This window comes from Pseudomonas sp. 13B_2.1_Bac1 (assembly GCF_025466155.1).
Classification (GTDB): Bacteria; Pseudomonadota; Gammaproteobacteria; order Pseudomonadales; family Pseudomonadaceae; genus Aquipseudomonas; species Aquipseudomonas aylmerensis.
The window spans coordinates 1-24,961 of sequence record NZ_JANLOH010000112.1 but is presented as its reverse complement, the minus strand read 5'-3'; the positions used below and the strand labels follow the sequence as shown (position 1 = coordinate 24,961).

The following is a 24,961-nucleotide window of genomic DNA, read 5'->3' as shown; positions in this document are numbered from 1 at the left end:
CAATCACCGATGAGTTTTGATCCAGGATTGGCCGGCGGCATGGGCGTATTGGCGGCCGTGGTCGACAGCGGCAGTTTTGCCCGCGCCGCCGTCAGCCTGGAGATGACGCCTTCGGGCGTCAGCCGGGCGATTTCACGCCTGGAAAAACGCTTGGGGATTCGCCTGTTCGACCGCACCACGCGCTCGGTGCAACTGACCGACGAGGGTCGGCGTTTCTATCAGGAAATTGCCCCGCTGCTGGCCGGTCTCGAAGAGGCGGCCAACTCGGCGGCCGACAGCGCTCACACCGTACGCGGGCGCCTGCGGGTGAATATCGACCCGTACTTCTCGCGGCTGGTCCTCGGCCCGGTGCTGGGCGATTTCATGCGCCGCTACCCGCAATTGCAGTTGGACCTGCACACCCGCGACCAACTGGGCGACCTGGTCGCCGATGGCTTCGACCTGGCGATCCGCTTTGGCATCCCGCAATCCTCTTCACTGATCGCGCGCAAGTTGATGCAAGTGCGCGTGCTCACCCTGGCCTCCCCCGCCTACCTGGAACGCCATGGCCGACCGGCCACCCCGCAGGACCTGGAAAACGGGCACATGTGCCTGGATTTTCGCGACTCGCAAACCGGTCGCCCGTTTGCCTGGGAATTTCACCGCCCCGGTGAGCAATTGATCGTGCGCACCGACGGCCGCCTGGTCGTCAACGATGCCAGCACCCTGTACAGCGTGTGCGAGCACGGCCATGCGGTGGCGCAGATGCTCGACCTGGGCCTGGCGCCGGCGCTCAAGGCCGGCAGCCTGGTGGAGTTGTTCCCGGACTGGCCGGACGAGCGTTTTCCGCTGTACGCCTACTACCCCTCGCGGCATTTGCCGGCGGCCAAGGTGCGGGCGTTCCTGGATTTTGTCGCGACGCTCAAGCCCGACTAGGCACGCGCTGGCGTACGAATCTTTCCCGCAACACGTCATACCCCCAGTGATACACATAGGTGTACGGCAGGAAAAACAGCAGCACGCCAATGTCCAGCCAAAACGCCTGCACCAGGCTTATCTTCAGCCACGCGGCAATCAGCGGGACCGCCACGATGATCAGCCCTCCCTCGAACAGCACGGCATGCAGCATGCGCGTCCACACGCCACCGGCGAGTTGCAGGCGCACCTTGAGGCGGTCGAACAGGCTGTTGAAAATGATGTTCCAGGTCAGCGCCAGCACGCTGAGGCCCAGGGTTACCGCGCCCATCTCCAGGGCCGGCCGGCCAGTGATCCAGACCAGCAACGGGGTACAGATCAATAAGGCCAGGCCTTCAAAACCCAGGGCTTGGCAAACGCGTTCAGTAATCGACTTGGTAGGGTGCATGACCCGGCTCCGTGAGTGACGATGGTTGCTATCATTACCCTTCAAGTCGATACTTCATAACTAATAACCATCGACCAAGGCGATAGTCATGGCCTCTCATGAAGTGCTGCAGGCGTTTGTCCAGGCCGCCACCCAGGGTTCGTTCTCGGCGGCGGCACGCAAGCTGGGCAAGAGCCAGTCCACCGTCAGCGCAGCGGTGGCCAGCCTGGAGATTGATCTCGACGTGGTGCTGTTCGATCGCAGCAGCCGCAAGCCGACGCTCACACCGGCCGGCCACGTGTTGCTGCAACGCGCCGAACAGGTGCTGGAAGCCAGCAGCCGCCTGGAGCTGGCGGCGAGCCAGTTGGCCCAGGGCCTGGAGCCGAAAGTGACCATCGCCATGTCCGACACTTACCAGTCAGAGCGCTTCGAACTGGCGCTCAAGGCTTTCGAGCAACGTTACCCGGACCTGGAACTGGAATGGCTGATCGCCGAGTGCGAAGACCTGATCGCCCTGGTGCAAAGCGGCCGGGCACAGATTGCGTTTGTCGAGGCCCAGGCGGTGTATCCGCCGGACCTGAGTCGCGCCCCGGTGGAGGAACGCACGGAAATCGCGCTGTTCGTCGCCCCGGATCATCCCTTGGCGAGCCTGGACACCATCGACCTGCAAGCCCTGCAGCAACACCGTGAACTGCGCCTGGCGAGCATCATCAACCCGAATGAAACACGCCCCACGGGCCGCGTGTGGTCGGCGCCGAGTTTTCTGATGCTGATGGAAATGGCTCAGCTCGGTTTCGGCTGGGCCGAGCTGCCTCGCTGGCTGGTGGAACGCTTCGGCAATGCCGGGCTGGTCGAACTCAAGGTACGCAGTTGGCCGCGCTCGGTGGCCGTGGATGCGCTGTGGTCGCGGCAGTACCCGCCCGGGCCGGCGGGGAGTTGGATGCTGGGGCTGATGGTCGATTGACGCCTAGCGTTGCGGCGGTCGGTTGTTCTGGAAATATTCGTGCAGGGCGCGCAGCGCGGGGGATTCCAACGCTTGCGCGGCGAAGCACAGCCCGACCCGCCGCGTCGGCGCCGGCAGGTGCCATTCACGGCTCACCACCCCGGCGCGCTCGGCCGCCAGCGACTGCGGCAACATCGCCACGCCTACACCGGCGGCCACCATATGCAGGGCCTGGGTCAATGAGCCGGCATGCCCGGCTACCGCCTGCGGCGAGCGCCCATACAAGGCCATCAGGCGCTGATGGGAATCGTGTTGCGGGCAGGTGATCCAGTCCTCGATTGGCGCCCAGGCCTGCTCTTTGCCAGCCTGCGCCATGGGATGTGCGGCCGGTAACGCCATCACGTAGGACTCTTCCCATATCGGCAGGAACAGTTCGTCCTCGCAGCACATTTCCTCCACCGCCAGGCGCCCTTCCCCTTCACAGCCTTCCTGCAGGGTCAGCAGCAAACCGGGCAGACCTTGGTGTGCCATGCGCAGGAAAGTTTCGATCTGGCTGTCGGCAATGTCGCCCTCCACCCCCAACTCCAGCGCAATGCGATTCTCGCGGCCGCGGAACAACCGGCTCAGCGCCTCCGCTTCGGCCACCATGCGCCGCGCCTGGGGATACAGCACCCGTGCTTCGGCACTGACCTCGACCCCGCGAGGCTGACGCACGAACAGCGCCACGCCCAGCTCATCTTCCAACTGCTTGATGGTCACCGACAACGTCGGCTGACTGATGAATAAACGCTGCGCTGCAGCGGTGATATTGCGTTCTTCAAACACCGCGAGAAACGCTTTGAGGTGACGCACATCCATAGCCAGATCCGATGACAGACAGAGGAATAAGGCATTTTTCAGCCTTTAACCGGGTAAATATACTGCGCTCACGTTTGAGTTATCGATTTTTCTTATTCCAGGAGTGCACACATGAGCCAGCCACTGATCATCATCACCGGCGCCAGTTCGGGTATCGGCGAAGCTACCGCCCGCCGATTGTCCGCCGCCGGTCACCCGCTGTTGCTGCTGGCACGCCGTATTGATCGCCTCAACGACCTCAACCTGCCGAACACCCTGAACCGTGGGGTCGACATCACCGACCGCGCCGCCCTGGTCGCTGCCGTGAAGGAAGCTGAAGCGCAATTCGGCCCGGCCGATGCGTTGATCAACAATGCCGGGGTGATGCTGCTGGGCGCAGTCAGCGAGCAAGACCCGGCGCAATGGGAGCAGATGCTCGACGTCAACGTGAAAGGCCTGCTCAACGGCATTCATGCGGTGGCCGCGAGCATGGTCGCGCGCAAGAGCGGCACGATCATCAACGTCAGCTCGGTGGCCGGGCGCAAGACCTTCCCGAACCACGTGGCGTACGTCGGCACCAAGTTTGCCGTGCATGGGATTTCAGAGAACCTGCGCGAGGAATTGTCGCCGAGCAACGTACGCGTGATCACCATCGCTCCGGGCGCAGTGGAAACCGAGTTGCTCAGCCACACCACCGATGAGGCGATCAAGAGTGGCTACCAGGCCTGGAAACAGGACATGGGCGGCACCGTGCTGAGTGCCGACGATGTGGCCTCGGCGATTGCCTATGCCTACCAGCAACCGCAGCATGTGTGCATCCGCGAGATTGTGTTGGCCGCGACTCGCCAGCAGCCCTGAGCGGCCCCTTTCAGGCTTGCCGGCTCCTACTGCTTGAGTTCGGCCAGGCGCTGCTCGAGGAAGCGCTTTTCAGGCGCTTGCTGGGTCAGCGACAGGGCTTTTTCATAAGCTGTACGAGCCGCTTCTACCCGCCCCAATTGCCGGCAGAACTCCCCGCGCGCTGAATACGCCAAGTGGTAATCGAGCAAATCGCCTCGTTGCAAAATGCCTTCCACCAGATCCAGGCCCGCCAGCGGGCCTTGCCACATGGCCACCGCCACGGCGCGGTTCAGCTCGATCACCGGCGATGGCACCTGCCTGAGCAATACATCGTAGAGCCCGACGATCTGCAGCCAGTCGGTTTGCCCCGCGCCCGGCGCTTCGGCATGCACCGCGGCAATCGCCGCCTGCAGGCAATAGGGCCCGTAGCCGCGCAAGGCCAGTGCGCGTTCCACCAAGGCGCAGCCTTCAGCCATCAAGGACGCATCCCACAGCGCACGGTCCTGTTCATTCAACAGCACCAGTTCGCCACTGGCCGAGGTCCGTGCTGCACGGCGGGATTCGTGCAACAGCATCAGCGCCAGCAAGCCCATCACTTCCGGCTCCGGCAGCAATTCCAGCAACAGGCGACCGAGACGAATGGCTTCGCGGGTCAGCTCCTCCCGGGTGAGGTCGGCGCCCATGGAGGCTGAATAGCCTTCGTTGAACACCAGGTAAACCACGCGCAGCACGCTGTCGAGGCGCTCGGGCAGTTCGGCCAGCGACGGCACCTGATAAGGAATTTTCGCTTCGCGGATCTTGCCCTTGGCGCGCACGATGCGCTGGGCAATGGTGGTCGGCGTGGCCAGGAAGGCGCGGGCGATTTCCTCGGTGGTGAGGTCACAGATCTCACGCAGGGTCAGCGCCGCCTGTGCGTCAGGTGCCAGTGCCGGGTGACAGCAGGTAAAAATCAGGCGCAGGCGGTCATCTTCCACGTCTTCCTCGCTCCAGTCCTGCGCTTGCAGCGCGTCGGCCTGAGCCTGCAGCAACGGGGTGAACCGCGCCTGGCGGCGCAAGCGGTCGATGGCTTTGAAGCGACCGGTGGAGACCAGCCACGCCCTGGGATTGTGTGGCACACCGTCCTGCGGCCAGCGCTCGACCGCGACGAAGAACGCCTCGTGCAAGGCTTCTTCGGCGAGGTCGAAATCCCCCAACAGGCGGATCAGGGTAGCGAGGACGCGCCGCGATTCGCTGCGGTAGACCGCCTCGATCGCCGGCGTCAATCGGGCATGCCCTGGGTCACCAATGTCACCAGTCGGTCCAGGCTCTGGCCCCAGCCGTCGTGAAAGCCCATGGCTTCGTGGGCCTGTTTGTCTTCAGCGCTCCAGTGCATGGCGCGGGCGGTGTAGCGGGTCTTGCCGTCGACATCTTCAAAGGTCACTTCGGCGCTCATGAACGGTTTTCCCGAGGGGATCCAACCCGGCTTGAAGGCGTCGGTAAACACCAGGCGACTGGGCGCCTCAATCTCCAGGAACACGCCCTGGGTCGGGTACTCGCTGCCGTCCGGCGCACGCATCAGGGTGCGAAACAGGCCACCGACCCACAGGTCCATTTCGCACTCGGGGGTGGTCATGCCGTGGGGGCCCCACCATTGCTGCAACAGGGCGGGCGTGGTCCAGGCGCGAAAAACTTTGCGGCGCGGCGCGTCGATCAAGCGGCTGATGGACAGTTCGAATTCGGCGGGTTGGGTTGTCATGGGTAAACCTCCTCAAGTCTTGTGATTGTTGTGTTCAGAGATTCAACTCGCGCACGGGGCGCACTTCCACGCTGCCGACCCGGGCGGCCGGAATGCCACCGGCCACCTGGATCGCTTCATTCAAGTCGCGGGCCTCGATCAGGTAAAACCCGGCGAGCTGCTCCTTGGTTTCGGCAAACGGCCCGTCGGTGATCGACAGCTTGCCGTTGCGCATACGCACGGTGGTGGCGGTGCTTACCGATTCCAGCGGTTCGGCAGCGAGCATGCGGCCGCTGGCCTCGATGGACTGCGCATAGGCAAGACACTCCGGGTCTGCGGGGCTGTCGGGCGAGGTGTGCAGGACCTGTTCGTTGCTGTAGATCAGGCAGAGGTATTTCATGTGCGTCTCCGTTTTCGGACTACTGACTATAGTTCGCGGCGCTCAAGGTTTCAGGTCGAACAGTGCGGTGCCGCTGTCCATGTCGAACGGCGCCGACCAGTGCTCATGCACCACGCGCCATTGGCCATTGATCTGTTGATAGCCGACAGTCACGCGCATCCAGCAGGCCTTGACCTCGCCGTCCGGCCCGGCGCCGCCGCAATGGGCCAGCCAGTGGGCAAATGCGCTGTCCTGGGACTCGACGATGCGCAGTTCGTGGAACTCGAAAATCCCCGGGCCGGGGCAGTGCTTCATGCATTCCTCCCAGTGCGCGCGATAGGCGGCCTTGCCCTTGAATTGCAACGCGGTCACGGCGTCGAACGAAACGATATCGTCGGCGTAAAAGCTGACAATCTTGTCGATATCCCGGGCGATGATGGCGTGTTTCCAGGCATCGATGAGGCGATTGATGGTGGTGCTCATGGCGATACTCCTGCGGGGTGTAAATCATGGAAGACACCCTTAGTCGAACGCGCCGACGCCGAATCGACAGCCGCTTGAAAAATAATTTCACCCCCGGCAAACCCGCTAGAATCCACGGCTCTTTGTAGGAATTCGGATGCGTCCCTGATGGAATCCCGCCTCGTCCCCTATGAGACGCTGAGCCTTGTGCAGAAACAGCAGCTCAACACCCTGCAAGTGCATCCCGAGCAACTGGCGTATTCCGGCGATATCGACTGCGCGCTGAACAGCCTGCTGGTCAATCCCAACCCCGCTGCGATCAAGGGCTTCGCCCTGCTTGCCGACGAGCATCCCGTGGCTTTCCTGCTGCTCAAGCGCCCACCCTGCCTGCCCCACTGGGCCGACGAGCACAGCGCGACGCTGCATGCGCTGCAGGTGGATCGCCAGCAGCAAGGGCGCGGGTTCGGCAAGGCGTGTCTACAGGCGCTGCCCGCAGCGGCACTGCAGGCGTGGCCGCAGATCAAGGGCCTGGAGTTGTCCGTGGACGCGGACAATGTGGCGGCGATGACGATGTACCTGGGCGCCGGCTGGGTGGACAGCGGGGAGGCGTATAGGGGCCGCATTGGGTATGAGCGCCGGTTGAGCTGGGTGTTTGACCGACCCCTCTGAACGGTCGTGTCTACTGTCAGATTTCACAGCTATACAGCGGTCACCCTTTGCCTTGTACTGGAATGCCCGAAGTTGTCGCTCAAGGTTTGGAACGAGCAGGCGTGGAAACTCTCAACGTCCCATCCGGAGAACACTCATGAGTATTCCGTCGAATCACACTACGGCGAACACCGCCGGCAGCCCGGACCTGTCCTTCGGGAACCAATCCCCAAAGGACGGCACGGTCATCGCCTCGTCCTCCGCAGGCCTGTCACGCGTGCTCAGCGACGGTTCCACCGTGACGGTGGGATTGCCTAGCGAAGGCGACAGAAATCGATTAGCCGTCACCAAACATACGCCTGCAGGTGAGCCCGACACCCAATTCGGGACCGGGTACACGCGCCTTGCAGAATCCGCCGTCCTCATGGACCTGATCATTCAACCTGATGGAAAGCTCCTTTTGCTGGCCGCACGGGGAAACGAGCACCGCGCATTTGTTACTCGATTCAATGCAGAGGATGGCAACGCGGACCTGTCGTTTGGCGTCGGCGGCATAAGGGAACTGGATAAAGCGGTCTTTCCCGTGAGCACCAAAGGCGGTTTAGCCGTGCAGGCCGATAACAAGATTGTCGCCGTATTCAGTGACGGCAGTGACACCTTTATCTACCAACTCGGTGTCAACGGCGAGGTCCTCAATTTCGGAAACAACGAACCGAATACGTTGGTTAATTCCCAACTCGACAGTGTGTTGATCACTCAAAAAGGTTTCGTAGCTGCCGGTACGACCAAGCTGGTCGACAAACGCGAGGCCTACATCGTCGGCCTGACGGATAAAGGTGAAATTGACGGCAGCTTCGGTACAAATGGCGTCGCCGTACTGCCCTTCGACAATAAGCAAAACAGGCAGGTCACTGCACTGGCCAAGGGCCCGGAAGGCAGAATAGCGATTGTCGGAAGTAGCTATTCCATCCCGTGGGACAAGAACTTCGTGGCCATCCTGCTGGCTAACGGCCAACCCGATCCCGCCTTTTATGCCGGCAAGCCGCTGGAAAAAAACGCCGACGGTTTCCGCTTTACCAGCGTGGTAGTCCAGCCTGATCAGAAAATTGTGGCACTGGCCCGAAATATTAATGGCGGCGTCGTCCAACTGCTCCGGTTCAACCCGGACAGTGGCGCGGACGCCACCTTTGGTGAGGGCGGCATCGCCATTGCTTGGCGAGACCCCAACGGACGTCCCGAGTACGGCCAAATCAGCCTGGTGGAGTGGGTAACGTTCAACAGCACACTGCAGAGCAGCGGCATTCACGCGGGTCGCCAGTCCTTCATCGGGCGCCTGCTCAGCGAGTGACGGTATCGATTGAGCTGCCCAGGCAGCTCAATCGCGTTGCTTCAGGCCTTGGCTTGAACCGGCAGCCAGATCTCCACCGTCCCGATGCCCTTGCGCGCATCAAAATCCGCGCTGTAACGCTCGAAATCCGCGCCCATCACCTTGTAGCCCGAGTGCGGCAACCATTCGAACATGATGCGTTCGTAGGTCTGCTCCAGCGCCTGCACCGGGCCGTAGTGCGGGAACACGGCGTAGTTGAGCGGTGGAATTTCGATGGACTCGAAGTTGCTCGGTACGTCGCCCTTGGTGGGGACTTCAACCCCGGCCATGTAGTCGAATTCGTCATGTTTGGGGTTGTGGCACACCCCATAGGTCACGCCGCCAACGCGCTTCTTGATGTCCTTGACGCAGGTGTCGAACAACTCCCACAGCTTGGGGATATCGCCCACGGTGGCCTTCGAGTAACGCCCTTGCACCCCGGCGATCACCAGGGCTTTACCGGCTTCCATGCGTGGCTCCAACGGTTTTTTTGTCTGCTGATCCATACGAACAGTCTCCTTCTTATGAGGGAACAAACCCGCATCGAGTATAGGGGCATATCCGCGCTGGACTCCATGCAGAAAATTTTCCTACGCATCTGGACAACTGGCCATCATCGACCGTATTGTCTGCCCCGCAGGCCACCGCAGTGGCCGACGTCGCTCGGACGGTTCCGGGCGCTTACGTACTCTCGAGGCAACAATGGCAGACCAAGGTTCGCCGCGCCGCTTTGCGCGCATTGATCGACTCCCCCCGTATGTTTTCAATATCACTGCCGAGCTGAAGATGGCTGCGCGTCGGCGCGGCGAAGACATCATCGACTTGAGCATGGGTAACCCTGACGGCGCCACGCCACCACATATCGTGGAGAAGATGGTCACCGTCGCCCAGCGCGAAGACACCCACGGCTACTCCACTTCCAAGGGCATTCCGCGCCTGCGCCGCGCCATTTCGCGCTGGTACAAGGACCGCTATGAAGTGGACATCGACCCCGAGTCGGAAGCCATCGTGACCATCGGTTCCAAGGAAGGCCTGGCGCACTTGATGCTGGCCACCCTGGACCAGGGCGATACCGTGCTGGTGCCGAACCCCAGCTACCCGATTCACATCTACGGTGCCGTGATTGCCGGCGCCCAGGTGCGTTCGGTACCGCTGGTGCCTGGCGTGGACTTCTTCGCCGAGTTGGAACGTGCGATTCGCGGCTCGATTCCCAAGCCGAAGATGATGATCCTCGGTTTCCCATCCAACCCGACCGCGCAGTGCGTGGAGCTGGATTTCTTCGAGCGCGTGATTGCGCTGGCCAAGCAGTACGACGTGCTGGTGGTGCATGACCTGGCCTACGCCGACATCGTCTACGACGGCTGGAAAGCCCCGTCGATCATGCAGGTGCCGGGCGCCAAGGACATTGCGGTGGAGTTTTTCACCCTGTCCAAGAGCTACAACATGGCCGGCTGGCGCATCGGCTTCATGGTCGGCAACCCGGAACTGGTCAACGCCCTGGCCCGTATCAAGAGCTACCACGACTACGGCACCTTCACCCCGCTGCAGGTGGCGGCGATCGCTGCGCTGGAAGGCGACCAACAGTGCGTCAAAGACATCGCCGAACAGTACCGCCAGCGCCGCAATGTGCTGGTCAAGGGTCTGCATGAGTTGGGCTGGATGGTGGAAAACCCGAAGGCGTCGATGTACGTCTGGGCGAAGATTCCCGAGGCGTATGCCGCCATGGGCTCGCTGGAATTTGCCAAGAAGCTGCTGCTCGAAGCCAAGGTGTGTGTATCACCGGGGATCGGCTTTGGTGAGTACGGCGACGATCATGTGCGCTTTGCGCTGATCGAAAACCAGGACCGGATTCGCCAGGCGGTGCGCGGCATTCGCGGGATGTTCCGGGCGGATGGCTTGATCACCAAGGCCTGATCCCGCAACGCGGTCACAAATGTGGGAGCGGGCTTGCTCGCGAATGCGCAGTATCAGTCATGTATCTGGCGACTGATCTACCGCATTCGCGGGCAAGCCCGCTCCCGCATTTGGTTGGGGTTTTCACCCCGGCATCATGACGTGCCTGTCAGACCACCAACGACAGCAGCATGATAAAGATCAGCGCCACCACCGACAGGATGGTCTCCATCGCCGTCCAGGTCTTGAAGGTCTCGGCCACGGTCATGTTGAAGTACTGCTTCACCAGCCAGAACCCCGCATCATTGACGTGCGACAGGATCAACGAACCTGCGCCCGTCGCCAACACCAGCAACTCACGGTTGACCCCAGGAATCATGCCCACCACCGGTACCACGATGCCGGCGCCGGTAATGGTCGCCACGGTCGCCGAGCCAGTTGCCACACGAATCACCGCCGCCACCAGCCAGGCCAGCAGGATCGGGTTGATCTGCGCGTTCACCGCCATGTGGCCGATCACGTCACCCACGCCGCTGGTTACCAGCATCTGCTTGAAACCGCCACCGGCGCCGATGATCAGGATGATCGCGGCGGTCGGCGCAAGGCTGGCGTCGAGCAGTTTGAGGATCTGCTTGGAATGGATGCCCTGGCGATGGCCAAAGGTGTACAGCGACAGCAGCAACGCCAGCAGCAGCGCAGTGATCGGGTGGCCGATCATGTCCATCCAGTTGCGCACCACGTGGCCTTCGACCAGGGCGATGTCGGCGAAGGTTTTCAGCAGCATCAGGAACACCGGCAGCAGCACAGTGATCAGGGTAATGCTGAAGCTCGGCAGGGTTTTCGACTCAGGTTCGCGGGCCAGTTGATCCACCAACTCCTGGGACGGATTGCCCGGGATGTACTTGGCGATAAACGTACCGAAGATCGGGCCGGCAATGATGGCGGTCGGCAGTGCGACGATCAGGCCATACAGGATGGTCTTGCCGATGTCCGCGCCAAACACGCCGATGGCCAGCAGCGGGCCCGGGTGCGGCGGCACCAGCCCGTGCACCGCCGAGAGGCCGGCCAGCAGCGGGATGCCGATCTTGATCAGCGACACGCCGGTGCGGCGCGCGACGATGAACACCAGCGGGATCAGCAATACAAAACCGATCTCGAAGAACAGCGGGATGCCCACCAGGAACGCGGCGAACATCATCGCCCACTGGACCTTTTCCTTGCCGAAGGCGCGGATCAGGGTCTGGGCGATCTGATCGGCGCCGCCGGATTCGGCCATCATCTTGCCGAGCATGGTGCCCAGCGCAAGGATGATGCCGACAAAGCCGAGCACCCCGCCGAAGCCGTCCTGGAACGCCTTGATGATCTTGTCCACGGGCATGCCCGAGGTCAGGCCAAGGAAGCCGGCCGCGATGATCAGTGCAATGAACGGGTGCACCTTGAACTTGGTGATCAGAAAGATCAGACCGATGATAGTGACCACTGCATCAAGCAGCAGGTAGGACTCGTGGGACATGCCAAACATGGGGGGTCTCTCCTGTTTGTTGTTGTTATTAAAGCCGGTATTCAATTTGTCGCCGGGGATAGCGCTATCTTTTCCGGCAAAAAATTATTTGGATGGTTCAAAACCGTGTTTCAGCCACCAGGCATTGGTTTGCTCGGCCAATGCCTCGACGCTGTCTTCGCTGGCATTCAGGGCCAGGGTCAGCGGTTCGCCGACGGGCGATTCAAGGGTGGCGAACTGGCTGTCGATCAGGCTGGCCGGCATGAAATGGCCGGGGCGATGGGACACTCGGTCGGCGGCCACGGCACGGGTCAGCTCCAGGAAGACAAACCCCAGGCCCGGCGCGGCTTCGCGCAGGTGGTCGCGGTATTTCTTTTTCAGCGCCGAACACGTCAGCACCGGATGCTCACCGGCCTTGAGCGAACGGCGCAGCTCATCGCACAGGATGTCGAGCCAGCCGGCACGGTCGTCGTCGTTGAGGGGGTGGCCGGCGCTCATCTTCTCGATGTTCGCGGCGGGGTGAAAGCTGTCGCCTTCAATGGCGGTGGCACCGTTCAGGCGGCACAGGGCCTCGCTGACGCTGGACTTGCCACAGCCGGAAACACCCATGATGACCAGGGCGGTAACAGGTTGACTCATGAAACACCTCAGGACGCAGATAGCGCTACCTTTGCACGCTGTAAGGCTAGTGCAAAAACAGGCTTTTCCCGCGCCGTCTTGTCTTTTTTTATGGAGTGACGCGTGCATCCGCTCCAATGGTTTTGAACAGGATCAGGCAACCCTTTCTTCAAGAATTTGCAGGCCTTTGGAGACAGCGCTACCTTAGTGCCTCGATTTTTGTTTGGCAAGCCGCCTGATGACCTCCAAGAACGATAAAAATACCCGCACGACGGGCCGCCCTACCCTCAACGAAGTCGCCCGCCTGGCCGGCGTCAGCCCCATTACCGCGTCCCGCGCCCTGCGTGGCATCAGCACCGTTGCCACCGAGCTGGTGGAAAAAGTGCAGCACGCCGCCGCCGAACTCAACTACGTGGTCAACCCTGCCGCCCGTGCGCTGGCCTCTGCGCAGAGCCATTCGGTGGTGGTGCTGGTGCCGTCGCTGTCCAACCTTTTATTTATCGAAACCCTCGAAGCCATCCACCAGGTGCTGCGGCCCAAGGGCTTTGAAGTGCTGATCGGCAACTCGCATTATTCGCGCGATGAAGAAGAAAACCTGCTGCGCAACTACATGGCTTACCAGCCGCGGGGTTTGCTGCTGACCGGCTTCGACCGCACCGAAAGCGCCCGACGGATGGTCGAGGCCAGCAACGTGCCGTGCGTCTACATGATGGACCTGGACCCCAACGCCGGCGTGAACTGCGTGGGCTTCTCGCAGGTGGCGGCCGGCGAAACCGCTGCCGCGCACTTGCTGTCCCGCGGGCGCAAGCGCCTGGCCTATATTGGCGCGCAACTGGACCAACGCACCTTGCTGCGCGGCGAAGGTTTCCGCCGTGCGCTGCAACAGGCAGGGATGTACGACCCCGCGTTGGAACTGCTGACGCCACGCCCGTCCTCGGTCGGCCTGGGTGGCGAGCTGTTCTTGCAATTGCTGGCGGCCCATCCGGAGGTGGACGCGATCTTCTTCGGCAACGACGACCTGGCCCAGGGCGCGCTGCTGGAGGCCATGCGCCATGGCATCAAAGTACCCGAGCGCGTCGCGGTGCTGGGCTTCAACGACTTGCCGGCCTCCTCCTTCATGGTGCCGCGCCTGAGCAGCATCAGCACACCGCGTGAAGCCATCGGCCGGCGGGCGGCGGAGCATTTGCTGACGATCATGGCCGGCAACAAGATCGCCAAACCCGTGGTGGACATGGGGTTTGAGCTGCAGGTGCGCGAGAGTACCTGAGCCCGAAATCATCGGTGGTCGCGCCAGGCACTCGCTGTCCTCGGCGTCGCCTGCTAGATTGGCTGCTCTCCACTGCCAGGGAAGCACCATGGGACACTCACTGAAAATCTTGGGTCGCACGTCTTCCATCAACGTGCGAAAAGTACTGTGGACCTGCCAGGAACTGGGCATCGACTACGTGCGCGAAGACTGGGGCATCGGCTTCAAGCCGACCCAGTCCGCCGAATTCCTTGAGCTGAACCCCAACGCCCAGGTTCCGGTGCTGATTGACGATCACGGTGTGTTGTGGGAATCCAACACCATCTGTCGGTACCTCGTCAGCCTCTACCAACGCACCGACCTGCTGCCCGCCGAGCCTGCGCCGCGGGCGCGTGTCGAGCAGTGGATAGACTGGCAAGCCATCGAACTCAACCGCGCCTGGGGCGATGCCTTCACCGCGCTGGTGCGCAACAACCCGGATGGCCTCGACGCAGCGCAGATTGCCGCCGCCGTGCAGCGCTGGAACGACAAGATGGGCCTGCTCGAACAACAGCTTGCTCGCACCAATGCCTACGTGGCCGGGGATGAGTTCACCCTCGCCGATATCCTCATCGGCCTCTCGGTGCACCGCTGGCAGATGACCCCCATGACGCGGCCGCACTACCCCGCCATTGCCGCTTACTATCAACGCCTCGGCCAGCATCAGGGCTTCCAGACCTTTGCCCTTGCCGGTCACAACTAAGGAATTGCACGTGAAAGGAATCAATGTACTGCTCACCGGTGCCTGCGGTCGCATCGGCAAAACGTTTTTCGAAGCCTCGAAAGACCGCTACCGCTTCACCCTCACCGACCGTATCGCCCCGGACTTCAATCTCGGCGAGCACCGCTTCGTGCAGGCCGACCTCAGCGACAAATCCAGCCTCGCCGCCCTGCTCGACGGCATCGACGTGATCGTGCACCTTTCCGGCATCCCCCATGCCAGCGCCACGTTCGACGAATTGCTGCCCAACAACATCCTCGCCACCACCCACCTGTTCGAAGCCGCCGTGGCCGCCGGTGTGCAGCGCCTGGTGTTCGCCAGCAGCGCGCAAACTATCGAAGGCTACCCGGTGGATCGCCAGATCACGCCCGGCATGCAAGTCATGCCCGCCAACCTGTACGGCGTGAGCAAATGCTACGGCGAGGCACTCTGTGGCTATTACGCGGCCAAGACGCCCCTGTCGACGATTGCCCTGCGCATCGGCGCCTTCGAGTTCCCCGCGACCCACGACCTGAACAACGCGCGCGACCTCAGCGCCTGGCTCAGCCCTCGTGACGCGGTGCAACTGCTGCAACGGTCGGTGGAGGCCGAGGGCGTCAAGCACCTGATCGCCCACGGCATCTCCAATAACCGTTTCAAGCGCCTGGACCTGAGCGAAACCACGCGGGTGTTGGGTTACCATCCGGTCGATGATGCCTTCCAGGAAAATTTCGAGATTCCGATCACTTACTGAGTTTCCCGCACCATGCCTGCACTCCCCGCTACAGACGGCATCGACCCAGTCCGCGCCGCCCACATCAGCGCGCGCATTGACCGCCTGCCCGCCGTCGCTACCGTCTGGCGCCTGGTGGCGTTGCTGTCTATCGGCGGCTTTTTCGAGCTGTATGACCTGTTCCAGACCGCTTACATCAGCCCCGGCCTGATCACGGACGGGATTTTCCACATCGGCAGCGAGGGCGTGTTTGGCTTCTCGGACCAGGCGGCGTTCGCCTCGGCGACCTTCCTCGGGTTGTTCCTGGGCGCCAGCCTGCTCAGCCCCATCGCCGACCGTTTCGGGCGCCGGGCGATCTTCACCTTTGCGTTGATCTGGTACACCGTGGCCACCGTGCTGATGGGCATCCAGACCTCAGCCCTGGGCATCATCTGCATGCGCTTTCTGGTCGGCATCGGCCTGGGCATCGAGCTGGTGACGATCGACGCCTACCTCTCGGAACTGGTGCCCAAGCGCATGCGCAGCTCGGCGTTCGCCTTTGCGTTTTTTATTCAGTTCCTGTCGGTGCCAGCAGTGGCGCTGATGTCGTGGTGGCTGGTGCCCCAGGCGCCGTTCGGGGTCTCGGGCTGGCGTTGGGTGGTGCTGAGCAGTGCAGTGTTTGCGCTGTTTATCTGGCAACTGCGCAAGCGCTTGCCGGAGTCACCGCGCTGGCTCGCGCAAAAAGGCCGCTTCGACGAAGCCGGCCAGATCATGGACAGCCTGGAAGCGCGCTGCCAGAAGGATCACGGCAAACCGCTGGATGCACCGGAACCCGAAGCCGTCAGCGTGCAGGGCAACGGTCGATTTGCGGATATCTGGCAACCGCCGTACCGACGCCGCGCGTTGATGCTGATTGTGTTCCACGTGTTCCAGGCCATCGGCTTTTTCGGCTTCGGCAATTGGTTGCCGGCGCTGTTGTCGGGCCAGGGCGTGAGCGTGACCCACAGCTTGCTGTACGCCTTTATCATCACGCTCGCCTACCCGTTGGGGCCGTTGCTGTTTGTGAAGGTGGCCAACCGCTTTGAAAACAAGTGGCAGATCGTCGGCTCGGCCATGGGCGCGATGATCTTCGGCAGCCTGTTCGCCCTGCAGACCACGGCGGTGGGGCTGGTGATCTGCGGGGTGATGATCACCTTCTGCAACGCCTGGCTGAGCTTCAGTTATCACTCGTACCAGAGCGAACTGTTCCCCACCAACATCCGCGCGCGGGCGGTCGGGTTCTGCTACTCGTTCAGCCGCTTGTCCACGGTGTTCAGCAGCCTGTTGATCGGGTTTATCCTCGAGCACCTGGGCACGCCGGGCGTCCTCGCGTTTATTGCCAGCAGTATGCTGATCGTAATGATCACCATCAGTTGGTTCGGCCCGCGCACGCGCAACCTGGCGCTGGAAAACATCGCCCACTGACGGCAACGGTTGGCCGCCGGCGGGACAATGTTTGCCGCGGCGGCCAGGCCATCCCCAATAAAACCGGGGTGATGCGACCCGGCATGCTAATTGCTCCAGCACTGGCACCGACCATTTTCCCAGGTGACCGATCATGCTGGTTAACAACAACACCCAAGCGGTGTCGACCATTCAACAGATCAAGCGGCCCGACATGGACCCCGCCAATGCCGCCGCCAGCGCGCTGTACAGCGGTGCCGTGCAAGCGGCGCAGCAAAGCGTGACCGTACCGGCCGCGCAGAAGGAACTGGACAAGGCCAACGATCGCATCGACGAAGCCTTTGCCAAGACCCGCGTGCAGTTGCAGGCCACCACGGCGGCAACCACCGCAACCACCGATGTGCCGGCAGCGGGCAGCAGCACCAGCACCGCGCGGGCCGACTTCACTGACTACATGAGCAAATCCCCGGCCGAGCGCATCCGTGAGCAACTGCTCAAGGAACAAGGCTTGACCGAGGCGGATGTGCAGAACATGTCGCAGGAAAAGCAGGACGCCATTTCCAAGCAAGTGGCCGAGCGCCTGAAGCAGCAGCAAGAGCAGCAGGTAGCGGCGAAAACCGCTGACCCGCAGGCACAGGCGGTGAAAGAAACACTGGCCGCCATCTAACAGGCAACCTGATCAACGGTAGGCGCCGGCGATGCAGGCGCCTCGGTGAATCCAGACCGAGGTGATGCTATCGCCGGCAAGCCGGCTCCTTCATGCGTTTATTGCAGTTGCAACGTCGAATTGAACTGACTGATCGCATCCACCACATGCCGTGAGCCTTCCTGAATCTCCAGGATCACCTGCCCCGCCTCGTTCGCCAATTCCACCCCCAACCCTGTGCGGCTCAAGCTCGACTGCATGCTCGACACCGCGCTCAGCGACAGGTCGTGGTTTTTGCGCACCACCTCGACAATCTCCACCGTCGCCTGGCTGGTCCGCGCCGCAAGGCTGCGCACCTCGTCGGCCACCACCGCAAAACCGCGCCCATGCTCGCCGGCCCGCGCCGCTTCGATGGCCGCGTTCAGCGCGAGCATATTGGTCTGCTCGGCAATGCTGCGGATGGTCTGCACGATGGCGCCGATGATGTCCGACTGTTTGCTCACCGCGTCGATGCTCTGCGCCGCCTGGTTCAGGTCATGGGAAATCTCCTCGATGATCTGCACGGTCTGCTGCACCACCTCCGAGCCCTTGCGTGCGCAGGCGTCGTTCTGTACCGAGGTGGCGTGGGCCGAGTCGGCGGCGGTGCGCAGGGTGGTGACCTGGTCGGTGATGTCGCTGGCAAACTTGACCACTTTGTACAGCCGCCCACTGGCGTCGAAGATCGGGTTGTAGGAGGCCTCCAGGAACAGCGTCTTGCCGTATTTATTCCTGCGCTCGAAGCGGTGCGAGTGATATTCGCCGCGATTGAGCGAAGCCCAGAACGCCTTGTAGGCCGGCGACTCCACCTCGCTGCGATGGCAGAACATGCTGTGGTGCTGGCCGACGATCTCATCCAGGGAGTACTGAACCGTCTTCAGGAAGTTTTCATTGGCATTGATGATCTGCCCCTGCGGGGTGAACTCGATCACCGCCATCGAGCGGCCGATGGCGTCGATCAGGCTCTGGTTTTCATGCTCGTGGTGCACCCGCGCGGAAATATCCGACGCGACTTTGATCACGCTCTGTACGTGGTTGTCCGGACCCAGCACCGGCATATAGCTGGCTTCCAGCCACACTTCCTGGCCATGCTTGTTCAAGCGCATGAAGGTGCCACTGAGGGCCTCGCCCCGCGCCAGGTCGCGCCACAGCTTGGCGTAGGCGTCGGTGTGGGTGTAGGCCTCGTCGCAAAAGATGCGGTGATGCTTGCCGCGTATTTCCTCGGCGCTGTAGCCCATGGTTTTGCAGAAGTTGTCGTTGGCATCGAGGATCACACCGTCGCGGTCGAACTCGATCATCGCCATGGAGCGGCTGATGGCGGCAAGTTTGGCGTTGGATTCGGTGAGTGCGCAGGAGAAACGCTGGATTTCAAGCAGGTCGGATTTGTGATGGCGGTTGAACATGGTCAGATCACCCTGGATTCCCGGCGCCTCGAAGGCGCATTCCATTCATTTGTTGGACAGTGCAGCCACACCTTCATGGGGAAATAACCATCCGAAACGCTTTATATGCCAAGCGTCATCAACGGTTCTGGGTGAGCATAGACAGGGCTTGGCGCTATGCAAGGCCACTAGTCAGCAAGCATTTTCAACAATGCGTTGGTAGCGGCCGAAGGCTCGCGGGCAGAGGAACCCACCAACGCGAATTCGCGGTGCAGCGGCACCGTCAGCGGCATGACGCGCAGGCCGGTGCGCTGGGCCGGCAGGGCCATTTCCGGCACCAGCGTCACGCCAACGCCTTCACGCACCAGGCTGAAGGCACTGTTCCATTCGCGCACTTCCACGCGGATATCGCTGACCGTCAGCCCCGCGGCGGCCCCCAGGCTGCGGGCGTTGGCGGTGCAACCGCCGGTGGCGAGCACGAACGGTTGTTCGAGCAGCTCCGCCAGCGACACGCTGGCCTCGGCCGGGCGCTGCGCCAGCGCATGGTTGACCGGCAGCACCGCCATCCACAAATCGCGCCCCAGCACTGTGGCATTGCGCTCGGGCTTGGGGTTGAGCACCACGCCCAGGTCGATCAGGTCGGCGTCGAGCAGGGTCAGCACTTCGTTGTCGGTGACATCCAGGGTGGTGACCTCGATGCCCGGGTACAACTGCGCGAAGCGTTGCAGCAGCGGTGTCAGAAAAGTCGCGAGCACCATCGGGAAACTGGCGATGCGAATCGTCCCACGCAGCATCGGGCGTGCTTCATCCACGGTGCTGCGAATCGTCTGCAAGGCGCCGAGCATCACCCGCGCCTGCTCGATCACACTCAGGCCCAAGGCAGTGGGCAAGGTCTTGCGCGGTTCACGGGTAAACAGCTGCGCACCCAGGGTCGCCTCCATGCTGGCCATGGCCTGGCTGGCGGCCGATTGCGTCATGCCCACCGCTTCGGCGGCGGCGGTGATGCTGCCGCGATCAGCCACGGACACCAGCAGGCGCCAGTGCATCAGGTTCATCATGGCAGTAGCTGTCCTTATGGCAGGGGTCTGAAGGTTTAATTTTACGCACGGTGCCATGCCCGTGAGACTGGCGCAAATTCAACGGAGCTGCCGCAGATGAAACTGTATTTCTTCCCTAACGCCTGTTCACTCGCCCCGCATATCGTGTTGCGCGAATTGGCGCTGCCGTTCGAGCTGGTGCAGGTCGACAACCAGGCCAAAACCACCGCCGACGGCGAGGATTTCCTGCAGATCAACCCCAAGGGCTACGTCGCCGCGCTGCAGTTGGACAATGGCCAGGTACTGACCGAAGCCAGCGCGATCCTGCAGTATCTGGCGGACCTGAAGCCCGCCGCCCACCTCGCCCCCGCCAACGGCAGCTGGGAGCGAGTGCGTTTGCAGGAATGGCTGAATTTTATCGCCACCGAAATTCATGGCGGGCTGGCGGTGTTTTTCAACAGCGCGATCCAGGGCGAGGTGCGTGGCCTGTTCCAGGCCACCCTGTTCAAGCGTTTCGCGGTGCTGGTAAAGACCTTGGAGCACAAGGATTACCTGCTGGGCGAATACTCGGTGGCGGATGCGTACCTGTTCGTGGCGCTGCGTTGGGCGGCATTTCACGCTATCGACCTGGGCGACTGGCCGGCGCTGGCGGCGTTTCAACAGCGCGTGGGTGAGCGGCCAGCGGTGATTGCCGCCCTGACCGCCGAGAATCCATAAAAACACAATCCCTATAGGCGCCGGCTTACCGGCGCCTATAGGGGGAAGGGGCTGGATTCGAGGAAGGTGGCGAGCGCCAGTACATCCACCGAGCCTGAGCGATCCTGATCCAGGTGCGCCACGCGGCTGCGCACCGCGGCATGAATCTGCCGCACGCCCTGCCCCAGTTGCAAGGGGCCGCGCAGGTCCACCGCCTGTGCCGCCACGATCAGCTCGATACTTGCCAGCCACAACACGCGCTCGGTCAGGCGGCGGGTCTTGTCGACCACTGCCAGCGCCTGCCCGGCGTAGTCTTCCACGCGGTCCGCCACCGGCACACTGACGGCGGGCAACGGATTGGCCAAATGCCCGATCTCGGCGACCAGTGCCGAGCTGGTGCGCTGCAACGCTGCCATTCCCACATGCCCTGGCTGGGTGATCAGAAAACGCGGTAAATCGCTGGACGTCGGCGAAAGCAGCTTGGCAATCCGTTCGGCGCTGCACGCGGCGACGCGACTCAGCGCCAGGCCCAAGCCTTCGGCGGCCAGCGCCAGGTGAGTGCTGTCGAAATTGGCGGTGGCCAAGACCAACGCGTCTTCGCTGATCAACGCCGGGTTATCCGCACCACTGCGCAGTTCCAGTTCGACCAGTGCATGCAATTGCTGCAGCGCCTGCTGCGCCGCGCCCTGGACCACCGTGGCACAGCGAAAGCTCAGCGGGTCCTGCAGGCGGCGGGGTTGGTCTGCCAGCTCGCCGCCGGCCAGCAACTGCAACAACGCGGACGACTGTTCAGTCTGCCCCGGCGCCGGGCGCAGGCGTGACGCCCACGACTGGAACGGGCTGAGGTTGGCGCGGTAGCCTTCGCACGCCAACGCCAGCGCCGCCATCAAGGCCTCCAACGCCTGCCGCGCCTCGAAGACCAGCAAGGCGCCCAGCCCGACACTCGCCGCATTCGCCGACACCAGCGCCAGGCCATCCTTGCCGGTCAACGGCACGTCCAGCGCCAGGCTCAGGTGTGCCAGAGGCGCCAGGTCGCTTTCGCCCAGCGATCCGAGCAGCGGCACCTCGGGCTCGACACCCGAGTTGAGCAACGCCAGCAGGGCGTCCGCTGCCGCCGGTGAAATCCCCGCGCGGCCCTGAGCCAATCCGGCCAGGCGCGCCGCCGTGATTGCGCGCACTTCCTGTCGATTGGCCAGGCGCCCGACGCCCACCGCACGCCCCAGGGGAATGTTCGCCTGCAGCGGCGCCACCTGCGTATCCACGGCCGCACCGAGGCCGGTGGTCACGCCATAGATTGGCGTGCCTGCGGCCGCCAACTCGAGCAGCAACCGATGGCCTGCGTCGATACGTTGTCGCGCCTGGACGGTGAAATCCGCCGGGGCATCCTGCCGGGCAATCGCCAGCAAATCGGCGAGCGCCAACCCTTGGGGATCGAAGTGAATCATGCCCAGCGCAGCCGCTGGCCAATCCCCAGGCGCTTGGCTTTTTCCAGCAACGCATGGCCCAGGGCGATGTCGCTGAGGCTCAAGCCGCGGTGCCAGAACAGGATGGTTTCCTCGGGGTTGTCACGGCCGCTTTTCAAGCCGGCGACGATCTGCCCCAACTCGGCGTGCAAGGTCTCGGCGCTGAGTTTTCCGGCGTCCACATGCGCACGCAACGCGCCAAACATGCCGCCCTTGCACTGGCCCCAATCATCCACCACCAGCTTGCTCATGATGTCGGTGAGCGACAGTTCCACCGCGCTCATGGTGCCGTAGGGCACGACAAAGGCGCCGGGCTTGATCCAGTCGGTGCGCAGCAACGGCTCGGGTTGCTCCAGGCGCGAGGCTTCGACCACGATGTCGGCGCCGCGCACGGTGGACTCCCAGTCGTCGGTGACAATCACCGGTTTGCCGAGGTCGCGGCGCAGGCGCTCGGCGAAGGCTTCGCGGCTTTCGCTGCGGCGCGAATGCACGCGAATTTCCTCGAAGTCGAACAGGTGATCGAGCAGCCGCACGTTCCAGTATGCGGTGCCACGCGCGCCGATATGCGCCAGTACCTTGCTGTCGGGCCGGGCCAGGTATTTGGCGCCAATCGCGGTGACCGCGCCGGTGCGCATGTCGGTAATCGCCGAAGCGTCGAGGATCGCCCTGGGGATGCCCGTGGCCGGGTCCAGCAGGTTGAGGATCGCCAATTCCGAAGGCAGGCCCTTGCGGTAGTTGTCGACAAAATCGCCCACCACCTTGACGCCGGCGTAGCCGATATCGCCGCCGAGTACACCGCGCAGTACGTTGAAGTGGCCGTTGATACCGCCGCCGGGAATCAGGTGGGTACGCGGTTCGATCACCGCCTCGCCACGGCCCTGGATACCCAGGCTGGCTTCGATGGCGGCGAGGATTTCATCGTTAGTGAGGCCCAGCTCGTCGATGTCGAGGCCGTTGAGAAAGTCGATGTAGATCGGTTGCATGGTCTGCTCACTGATAATGGAATAGCGCCTGTCCGCCTCCGCAGGAGCCCGGCTTGCCGGGCCCCTGCAAGGTCATGGGGCCTTGAAGACGACTTGCTGCACATCGACCTTTTTCGGGATCAGGCCGTTGGCGAAGAACAGGTCGGCGGTGCGTTGCTGAGTGGCGATGTCGCTGGCTTGCAGCGGGCGGATCGCGGTCGACGAACGGTGTTCGAAGTAGCTCTTGACCACCGCCGGAGGCAGGCCGAGGGTCTTGGCCATCAGCGCGATGCTTTCCTCGGGCTGGTCGAGGGACAGGCGCTGCGCCTTGGCCAGGGTCTGGATAATCGGGCCGATGGCTTGCGGGTGCTGTTGCACAAACGCGCTGCTGGCGACGAAGAACGTACCCGCAGGATTGAGGCCCTGGCCATCGCCGAGCACGCGGGCGGAGCCGTCGACCACCGCCGCCGAATAGTACGGATCCCACACCACCCAGGCGTCGACCTTGCCCTGTTCAAAGGCGGCGCGCCCATCCGAGGGCGACAGGTACACCACGTCGACGTCCTTCCATTGCAAGCCCGCGCGCAGCAGGCTCTTGAGGAACAGGTTGTGCGCGCTGGAGCCCTTGAGCAACGCCACGCGTTTGCCCTTGAGTTCGGCCACGCTTTGCACGTTGCTGTTCTTTGGCACCAGCACGGCTTCGGATTTGCCCTCGTTGGGCTCGACGGCAAAGTACTGCAACTCGATGCCGGCGGCCTGGGCGAAGATCGGCGGGATGTCGCCGATATTGCCGATGTCCAGGCTGCCGCCGTTGAGGGCTTCGATCAGCGGCGGGCCGCCGAGGAATTCAATCCACTGCACCTGGGTGCCGGGCAACGCCGCTTCGAAGAGTTTGTGCTCACGGGCGAGGACCATGCTCACCGAGCTTTTCTGGTAGCCGATGCGCAAGGTGGCGGGTTCGGCGGCCAACAGCTGGCCGGCGATCAACGAGAGGACGACGCCAGCAAACATCTTCAGCATCACAGCGCCTCCTTGACCTTGGCGGCGACATCCGCCGGAACCCACTGCTGCCAGACCTGCGGATGGTCCTTGAGGAAGGCTTCAGCCACCTGGCGGGGCGGAGTGCGTTTCTCACTCATGTCCCCGAGGATGCCGTTGAGCAGATCAATCGGCAGGTCGACCTTCTCAAACACGCTCACCAGTTGCGGGTACTGCGCCTTGAACGGCGCAGACACCCCAATCGCCAGGCGCGCCGGCATCGAACGGGTGCCGATCGGGTTGGGGTTTTTCGCGTCGGACAACGTCTTCCAGGCTTCGGCGTTGAACGGCGGTTCTTCCAGCTTGATCAGCTTGAAACGCCCCAGCAGCGGGGTCGGCGACCAGTAGTAGAACAACACCGGCTTGCCACGGCGGATCGACGACGCCACCTCGGCATCCAGCGCCGCGCCGGAGCCGGTGCGGAAGTTGACGAAGCTGTCCGTGAGCTTGTAGGCCTTGAGTTTCTGGCTGTTGACGATCTCCGAGGTCCAGCCGGTAGGGCTGTTGAGGAAACGCCCACGCGTCGGGTCTTCGGGATCGCGGAACACATCCTTGTAGCGCGCCAGGTCGGCCACCGACTTGAGGTCCGGCGCCAACGGTTTGATGCCGCGTGCCGCGTCGCCCTTGATCACGTATTCCGGCACCCACCACCCTTCGGTCGCGCCCTTGACCGTGTCGCCCAGGCCGAACACTTTGCCTTCGCTTTCGGCCTTGACCCACGCCGGACTGCGCCCGGCCCACTCTTCGCCGATCACCTGGATATCGTCCTTGGCCAGGGCCGCTTCCAGGCTCACGGTGCTGCCGGGCAAGGTGTCGGTGGGCAGGCCGTAGCCTTTCTCGACAATCAGGCGCAGGACCTCGGTGATCAGGCTGCCGCTTTCCCAGGTGATGTCACCGAAGTGGATGGGTTTGATGGCTTCGGCGGCAGGCGCTTGCTGGGCCAGGACGGCCAGCGCCAGCAGCGAGCCACCGAGCAGGTTTTTTAGTGTTCTCATGAGTAGCCTCTTGGAGATTCAAAACAGATCCAGAGTGGGCAGTGTGG

General features: G+C 62.8%; 26 protein-coding genes and 2 pseudogenes. 12 read left to right on the top strand and 16 right to left on the bottom strand.

The genetic code is table 11. The features are described from left to right. Positions 1–9 precede the first annotated feature (9 nt). Positions 10–915 (top strand): LysR family transcriptional regulator, encoded by a 906-nt coding sequence (locus tag NTD80_RS28745; RefSeq protein ID WP_065909124.1) that lies wholly within the window; start codon positions 10–12, stop codon positions 913–915. Here the strand turns inward: NTD80_RS28745 and NTD80_RS28740 are convergent. After that, the gene (locus NTD80_RS28740; RefSeq protein WP_065909121.1) at positions 902–1,342 is read right to left on the bottom strand and encodes a multidrug/biocide efflux PACE transporter; all 441 of its coding nucleotides are present in this window, start codon (positions 1,340–1,342) and stop codon (positions 902–904) included. The genes NTD80_RS28745 and NTD80_RS28740 overlap by 14 nt on opposite strands. An 88-nt stretch (positions 1,343–1,430) precedes the next feature. Between NTD80_RS28740 and NTD80_RS28735 the strand changes: the two genes are divergently transcribed. After that, a complete protein-coding gene (locus tag NTD80_RS28735) occupies positions 1,431–2,285 on the top strand; it encodes a LysR family transcriptional regulator (protein WP_106802806.1) in 855 nt (284 codons plus the stop codon). 3 nt (positions 2,286–2,288) lie between these two features. Here NTD80_RS28735 and NTD80_RS28730 read toward each other — a convergent pair whose 3' ends face one another. Further along, on the bottom strand, positions 2,289–3,122 hold the full coding sequence (locus NTD80_RS28730; protein WP_201145762.1) for a LysR family transcriptional regulator: 834 nt from the start codon (positions 3,120–3,122) through the stop codon (positions 2,289–2,291). 111 nt (positions 3,123–3,233) lie between these two features. Between NTD80_RS28730 and NTD80_RS28725 the strand changes: the two genes are divergently transcribed. Further along, the gene (locus NTD80_RS28725; RefSeq protein WP_201145763.1) at positions 3,234–3,959 is read left to right on the top strand and encodes an SDR family oxidoreductase; all 726 of its coding nucleotides are present in this window, start codon (positions 3,234–3,236) and stop codon (positions 3,957–3,959) included. A 26-nt stretch (positions 3,960–3,985) separates the two neighbouring features. Here NTD80_RS28725 and NTD80_RS28720 read toward each other — a convergent pair whose 3' ends face one another. Genes NTD80_RS28720 through NTD80_RS28705 form a run of 4 tightly spaced genes read right to left on the bottom strand, consistent with a single transcriptional unit; the run spans position 3,986 to position 6,514 of the window. After that, complete coding sequence (locus NTD80_RS28720; RefSeq protein ID WP_262135691.1) at positions 3,986–5,200, bottom strand: RNA polymerase sigma factor; 1,215 nt, start codon at positions 5,198–5,200, stop codon at positions 3,986–3,988. Next, positions 5,197–5,673, bottom strand: a complete 477-nt coding sequence (locus tag NTD80_RS28715) for an SRPBCC family protein (RefSeq protein WP_262135689.1) — start codon at positions 5,671–5,673, stop codon at positions 5,197–5,199. Before NTD80_RS28715 ends, NTD80_RS28720 begins: the two co-directional genes overlap by 4 nt. 34 nt (positions 5,674–5,707) lie before the next feature. Beyond that, a complete protein-coding gene (locus NTD80_RS28710) occupies positions 5,708–6,052 on the bottom strand; it encodes a YciI family protein (RefSeq protein ID WP_065909096.1) in 345 nt (114 codons plus the stop codon). A 42-nt stretch (positions 6,053–6,094) separates the two neighbouring features. Further along, positions 6,095–6,514 carry a YybH family protein gene (locus NTD80_RS28705; RefSeq protein WP_262135688.1) on the bottom strand — a complete coding sequence of 140 codons (420 nt, stop codon included), beginning with the start codon at positions 6,512–6,514 and terminating at the stop codon, positions 6,095–6,097. A gap of 147 nt (positions 6,515–6,661) precedes the next feature. Between NTD80_RS28705 and NTD80_RS28700 the strand changes: the two genes are divergently transcribed. Both NTD80_RS28700 and NTD80_RS28695 read left to right on the top strand, forming a co-directional pair. Then, positions 6,662–7,162: a GNAT family N-acetyltransferase gene (locus NTD80_RS28700; protein WP_262135687.1), complete on the top strand. Its 501-nt coding sequence runs from the start codon at positions 6,662–6,664 to the stop codon at positions 7,160–7,162. A gap of 136 nt (positions 7,163–7,298) precedes the next feature. Next, positions 7,299–8,489 (top strand): hypothetical protein, encoded by a 1,191-nt coding sequence (locus tag NTD80_RS28695; protein ID WP_262135686.1) that lies wholly within the window; start codon positions 7,299–7,301, stop codon positions 8,487–8,489. A gap of 41 nt (positions 8,490–8,530) precedes the next feature. On the opposite strand, the gene NTD80_RS28690 is transcribed toward NTD80_RS28695, so the two are convergent. Then, a complete protein-coding gene (locus NTD80_RS28690; RefSeq protein ID WP_262135685.1) occupies positions 8,531–9,013 on the bottom strand; it encodes a GyrI-like domain-containing protein in 483 nt (160 codons plus the stop codon). A 196-nt stretch (positions 9,014–9,209) separates the two neighbouring features. Here NTD80_RS28690 and alaC point away from each other — a divergent pair, with 196 nt between their 5' ends. After that, the gene (alaC, locus tag NTD80_RS28685) at positions 9,210–10,421 is read left to right on the top strand and encodes an alanine transaminase (RefSeq protein ID WP_065909081.1); all 1,212 of its coding nucleotides are present in this window, start codon (positions 9,210–9,212) and stop codon (positions 10,419–10,421) included. Positions 10,422–10,569: 148 nt separating this feature from the next. Here the strand turns inward: alaC and NTD80_RS28680 are convergent, their stop codons facing one another. Further along, the gene (locus tag NTD80_RS28680) at positions 10,570–11,922 is read right to left on the bottom strand and encodes a GntP family permease (RefSeq protein WP_065909078.1); all 1,353 of its coding nucleotides are present in this window, start codon (positions 11,920–11,922) and stop codon (positions 10,570–10,572) included. An 84-nt stretch (positions 11,923–12,006) separates the two neighbouring features. Further along, positions 12,007–12,540, bottom strand: coding sequence for a gluconokinase (locus tag NTD80_RS28675; RefSeq protein WP_065909076.1), 534 nt, complete (start codon positions 12,538–12,540; stop codon positions 12,007–12,009). A 214-nt stretch (positions 12,541–12,754) separates the two neighbouring features. On the opposite strand from NTD80_RS28675, the gene NTD80_RS28670 reads away from it, so the two are divergent. The 5 genes from NTD80_RS28670 (at position 12,755) to NTD80_RS28650 (ending at position 17,326) form a co-directional block, all read left to right on the top strand. Then, positions 12,755–13,786: a LacI family DNA-binding transcriptional regulator gene (locus NTD80_RS28670; protein ID WP_162946162.1), complete on the top strand. Its 1,032-nt coding sequence runs from the start codon at positions 12,755–12,757 to the stop codon at positions 13,784–13,786. Between the two features lie 88 nt (positions 13,787–13,874). Beyond that, positions 13,875–14,507 carry a glutathione S-transferase family protein gene (locus NTD80_RS28665; RefSeq protein WP_262135684.1) on the top strand — a complete coding sequence of 211 codons (633 nt, stop codon included), beginning with the start codon at positions 13,875–13,877 and terminating at the stop codon, positions 14,505–14,507. 10 nt (positions 14,508–14,517) lie between these two features. Further along, complete coding sequence (locus NTD80_RS28660; protein ID WP_065909068.1) at positions 14,518–15,258, top strand: NAD-dependent epimerase/dehydratase family protein; 741 nt, start codon at positions 14,518–14,520, stop codon at positions 15,256–15,258. A gap of 12 nt (positions 15,259–15,270) precedes the next feature. Beyond that, a complete protein-coding gene (locus NTD80_RS28655; protein WP_065909065.1) occupies positions 15,271–16,680 on the top strand; it encodes an MFS transporter in 1,410 nt (469 codons plus the stop codon). A 133-nt stretch (positions 16,681–16,813) separates the two neighbouring features. Continuing rightward, positions 16,814–17,326: a hypothetical protein gene (locus NTD80_RS28650; protein ID WP_065909064.1), complete on the top strand. Its 513-nt coding sequence runs from the start codon at positions 16,814–16,816 to the stop codon at positions 17,324–17,326. Positions 17,327–17,424: 98 nt separating this feature from the next. Here the strand turns inward: NTD80_RS28650 and NTD80_RS31490 are convergent. From NTD80_RS31490 to NTD80_RS28640, 3 genes and pseudogenes are all read right to left on the bottom strand, one after another. Next, positions 17,425–17,841, bottom strand: a pseudogene (locus NTD80_RS31490) (methyl-accepting chemotaxis protein); the annotation flags it as partial. A gap of 126 nt (positions 17,842–17,967) precedes the next feature. Next, positions 17,968–18,744: pseudogene (locus tag NTD80_RS31485) on the bottom strand (PAS domain-containing protein); the annotation flags it as partial. A 167-nt stretch (positions 18,745–18,911) separates the two neighbouring features. Continuing rightward, complete coding sequence (locus NTD80_RS28640; protein ID WP_262135683.1) at positions 18,912–19,781, bottom strand: LysR family transcriptional regulator; 870 nt, start codon at positions 19,779–19,781, stop codon at positions 18,912–18,914. A gap of 96 nt (positions 19,782–19,877) precedes the next feature. Here NTD80_RS28640 and gstA point away from each other — a divergent pair, with 96 nt between their 5' ends. After that, on the top strand, positions 19,878–20,477 hold the full coding sequence (gene gstA / locus NTD80_RS28635) for a glutathione transferase GstA (RefSeq protein ID WP_262135682.1): 600 nt from the start codon (positions 19,878–19,880) through the stop codon (positions 20,475–20,477). Positions 20,478–20,512: 35 nt separating this feature from the next. Here the strand turns inward: gstA and NTD80_RS28630 are convergent, their stop codons facing one another. The 4 genes from NTD80_RS28630 to NTD80_RS28615 all read right to left on the bottom strand — a co-directional run bounded on the left by NTD80_RS28630 (position 20,513) and on the right by NTD80_RS28615 (position 24,914). Then, the gene (locus NTD80_RS28630; RefSeq protein ID WP_262135681.1) at positions 20,513–21,901 is read right to left on the bottom strand and encodes an aromatic amino acid lyase; all 1,389 of its coding nucleotides are present in this window, start codon (positions 21,899–21,901) and stop codon (positions 20,513–20,515) included. Continuing rightward, the gene (locus tag NTD80_RS28625; RefSeq protein ID WP_262135680.1) at positions 21,898–22,902 is read right to left on the bottom strand and encodes an ornithine cyclodeaminase family protein; all 1,005 of its coding nucleotides are present in this window, start codon (positions 22,900–22,902) and stop codon (positions 21,898–21,900) included. Before NTD80_RS28625 ends, NTD80_RS28630 begins: the two co-directional genes overlap by 4 nt. A gap of 72 nt (positions 22,903–22,974) precedes the next feature. Next, the gene (locus tag NTD80_RS28620; RefSeq protein ID WP_262135679.1) at positions 22,975–23,901 is read right to left on the bottom strand and encodes an aliphatic sulfonate ABC transporter substrate-binding protein; all 927 of its coding nucleotides are present in this window, start codon (positions 23,899–23,901) and stop codon (positions 22,975–22,977) included. Beyond that, complete coding sequence (locus NTD80_RS28615) at positions 23,901–24,914, bottom strand: ABC transporter substrate-binding protein (RefSeq protein ID WP_262135678.1); 1,014 nt, start codon at positions 24,912–24,914, stop codon at positions 23,901–23,903. Before NTD80_RS28615 ends, NTD80_RS28620 begins: the two co-directional genes overlap by 1 nt. Positions 24,915–24,961: the final 47 nt, after the last annotated feature.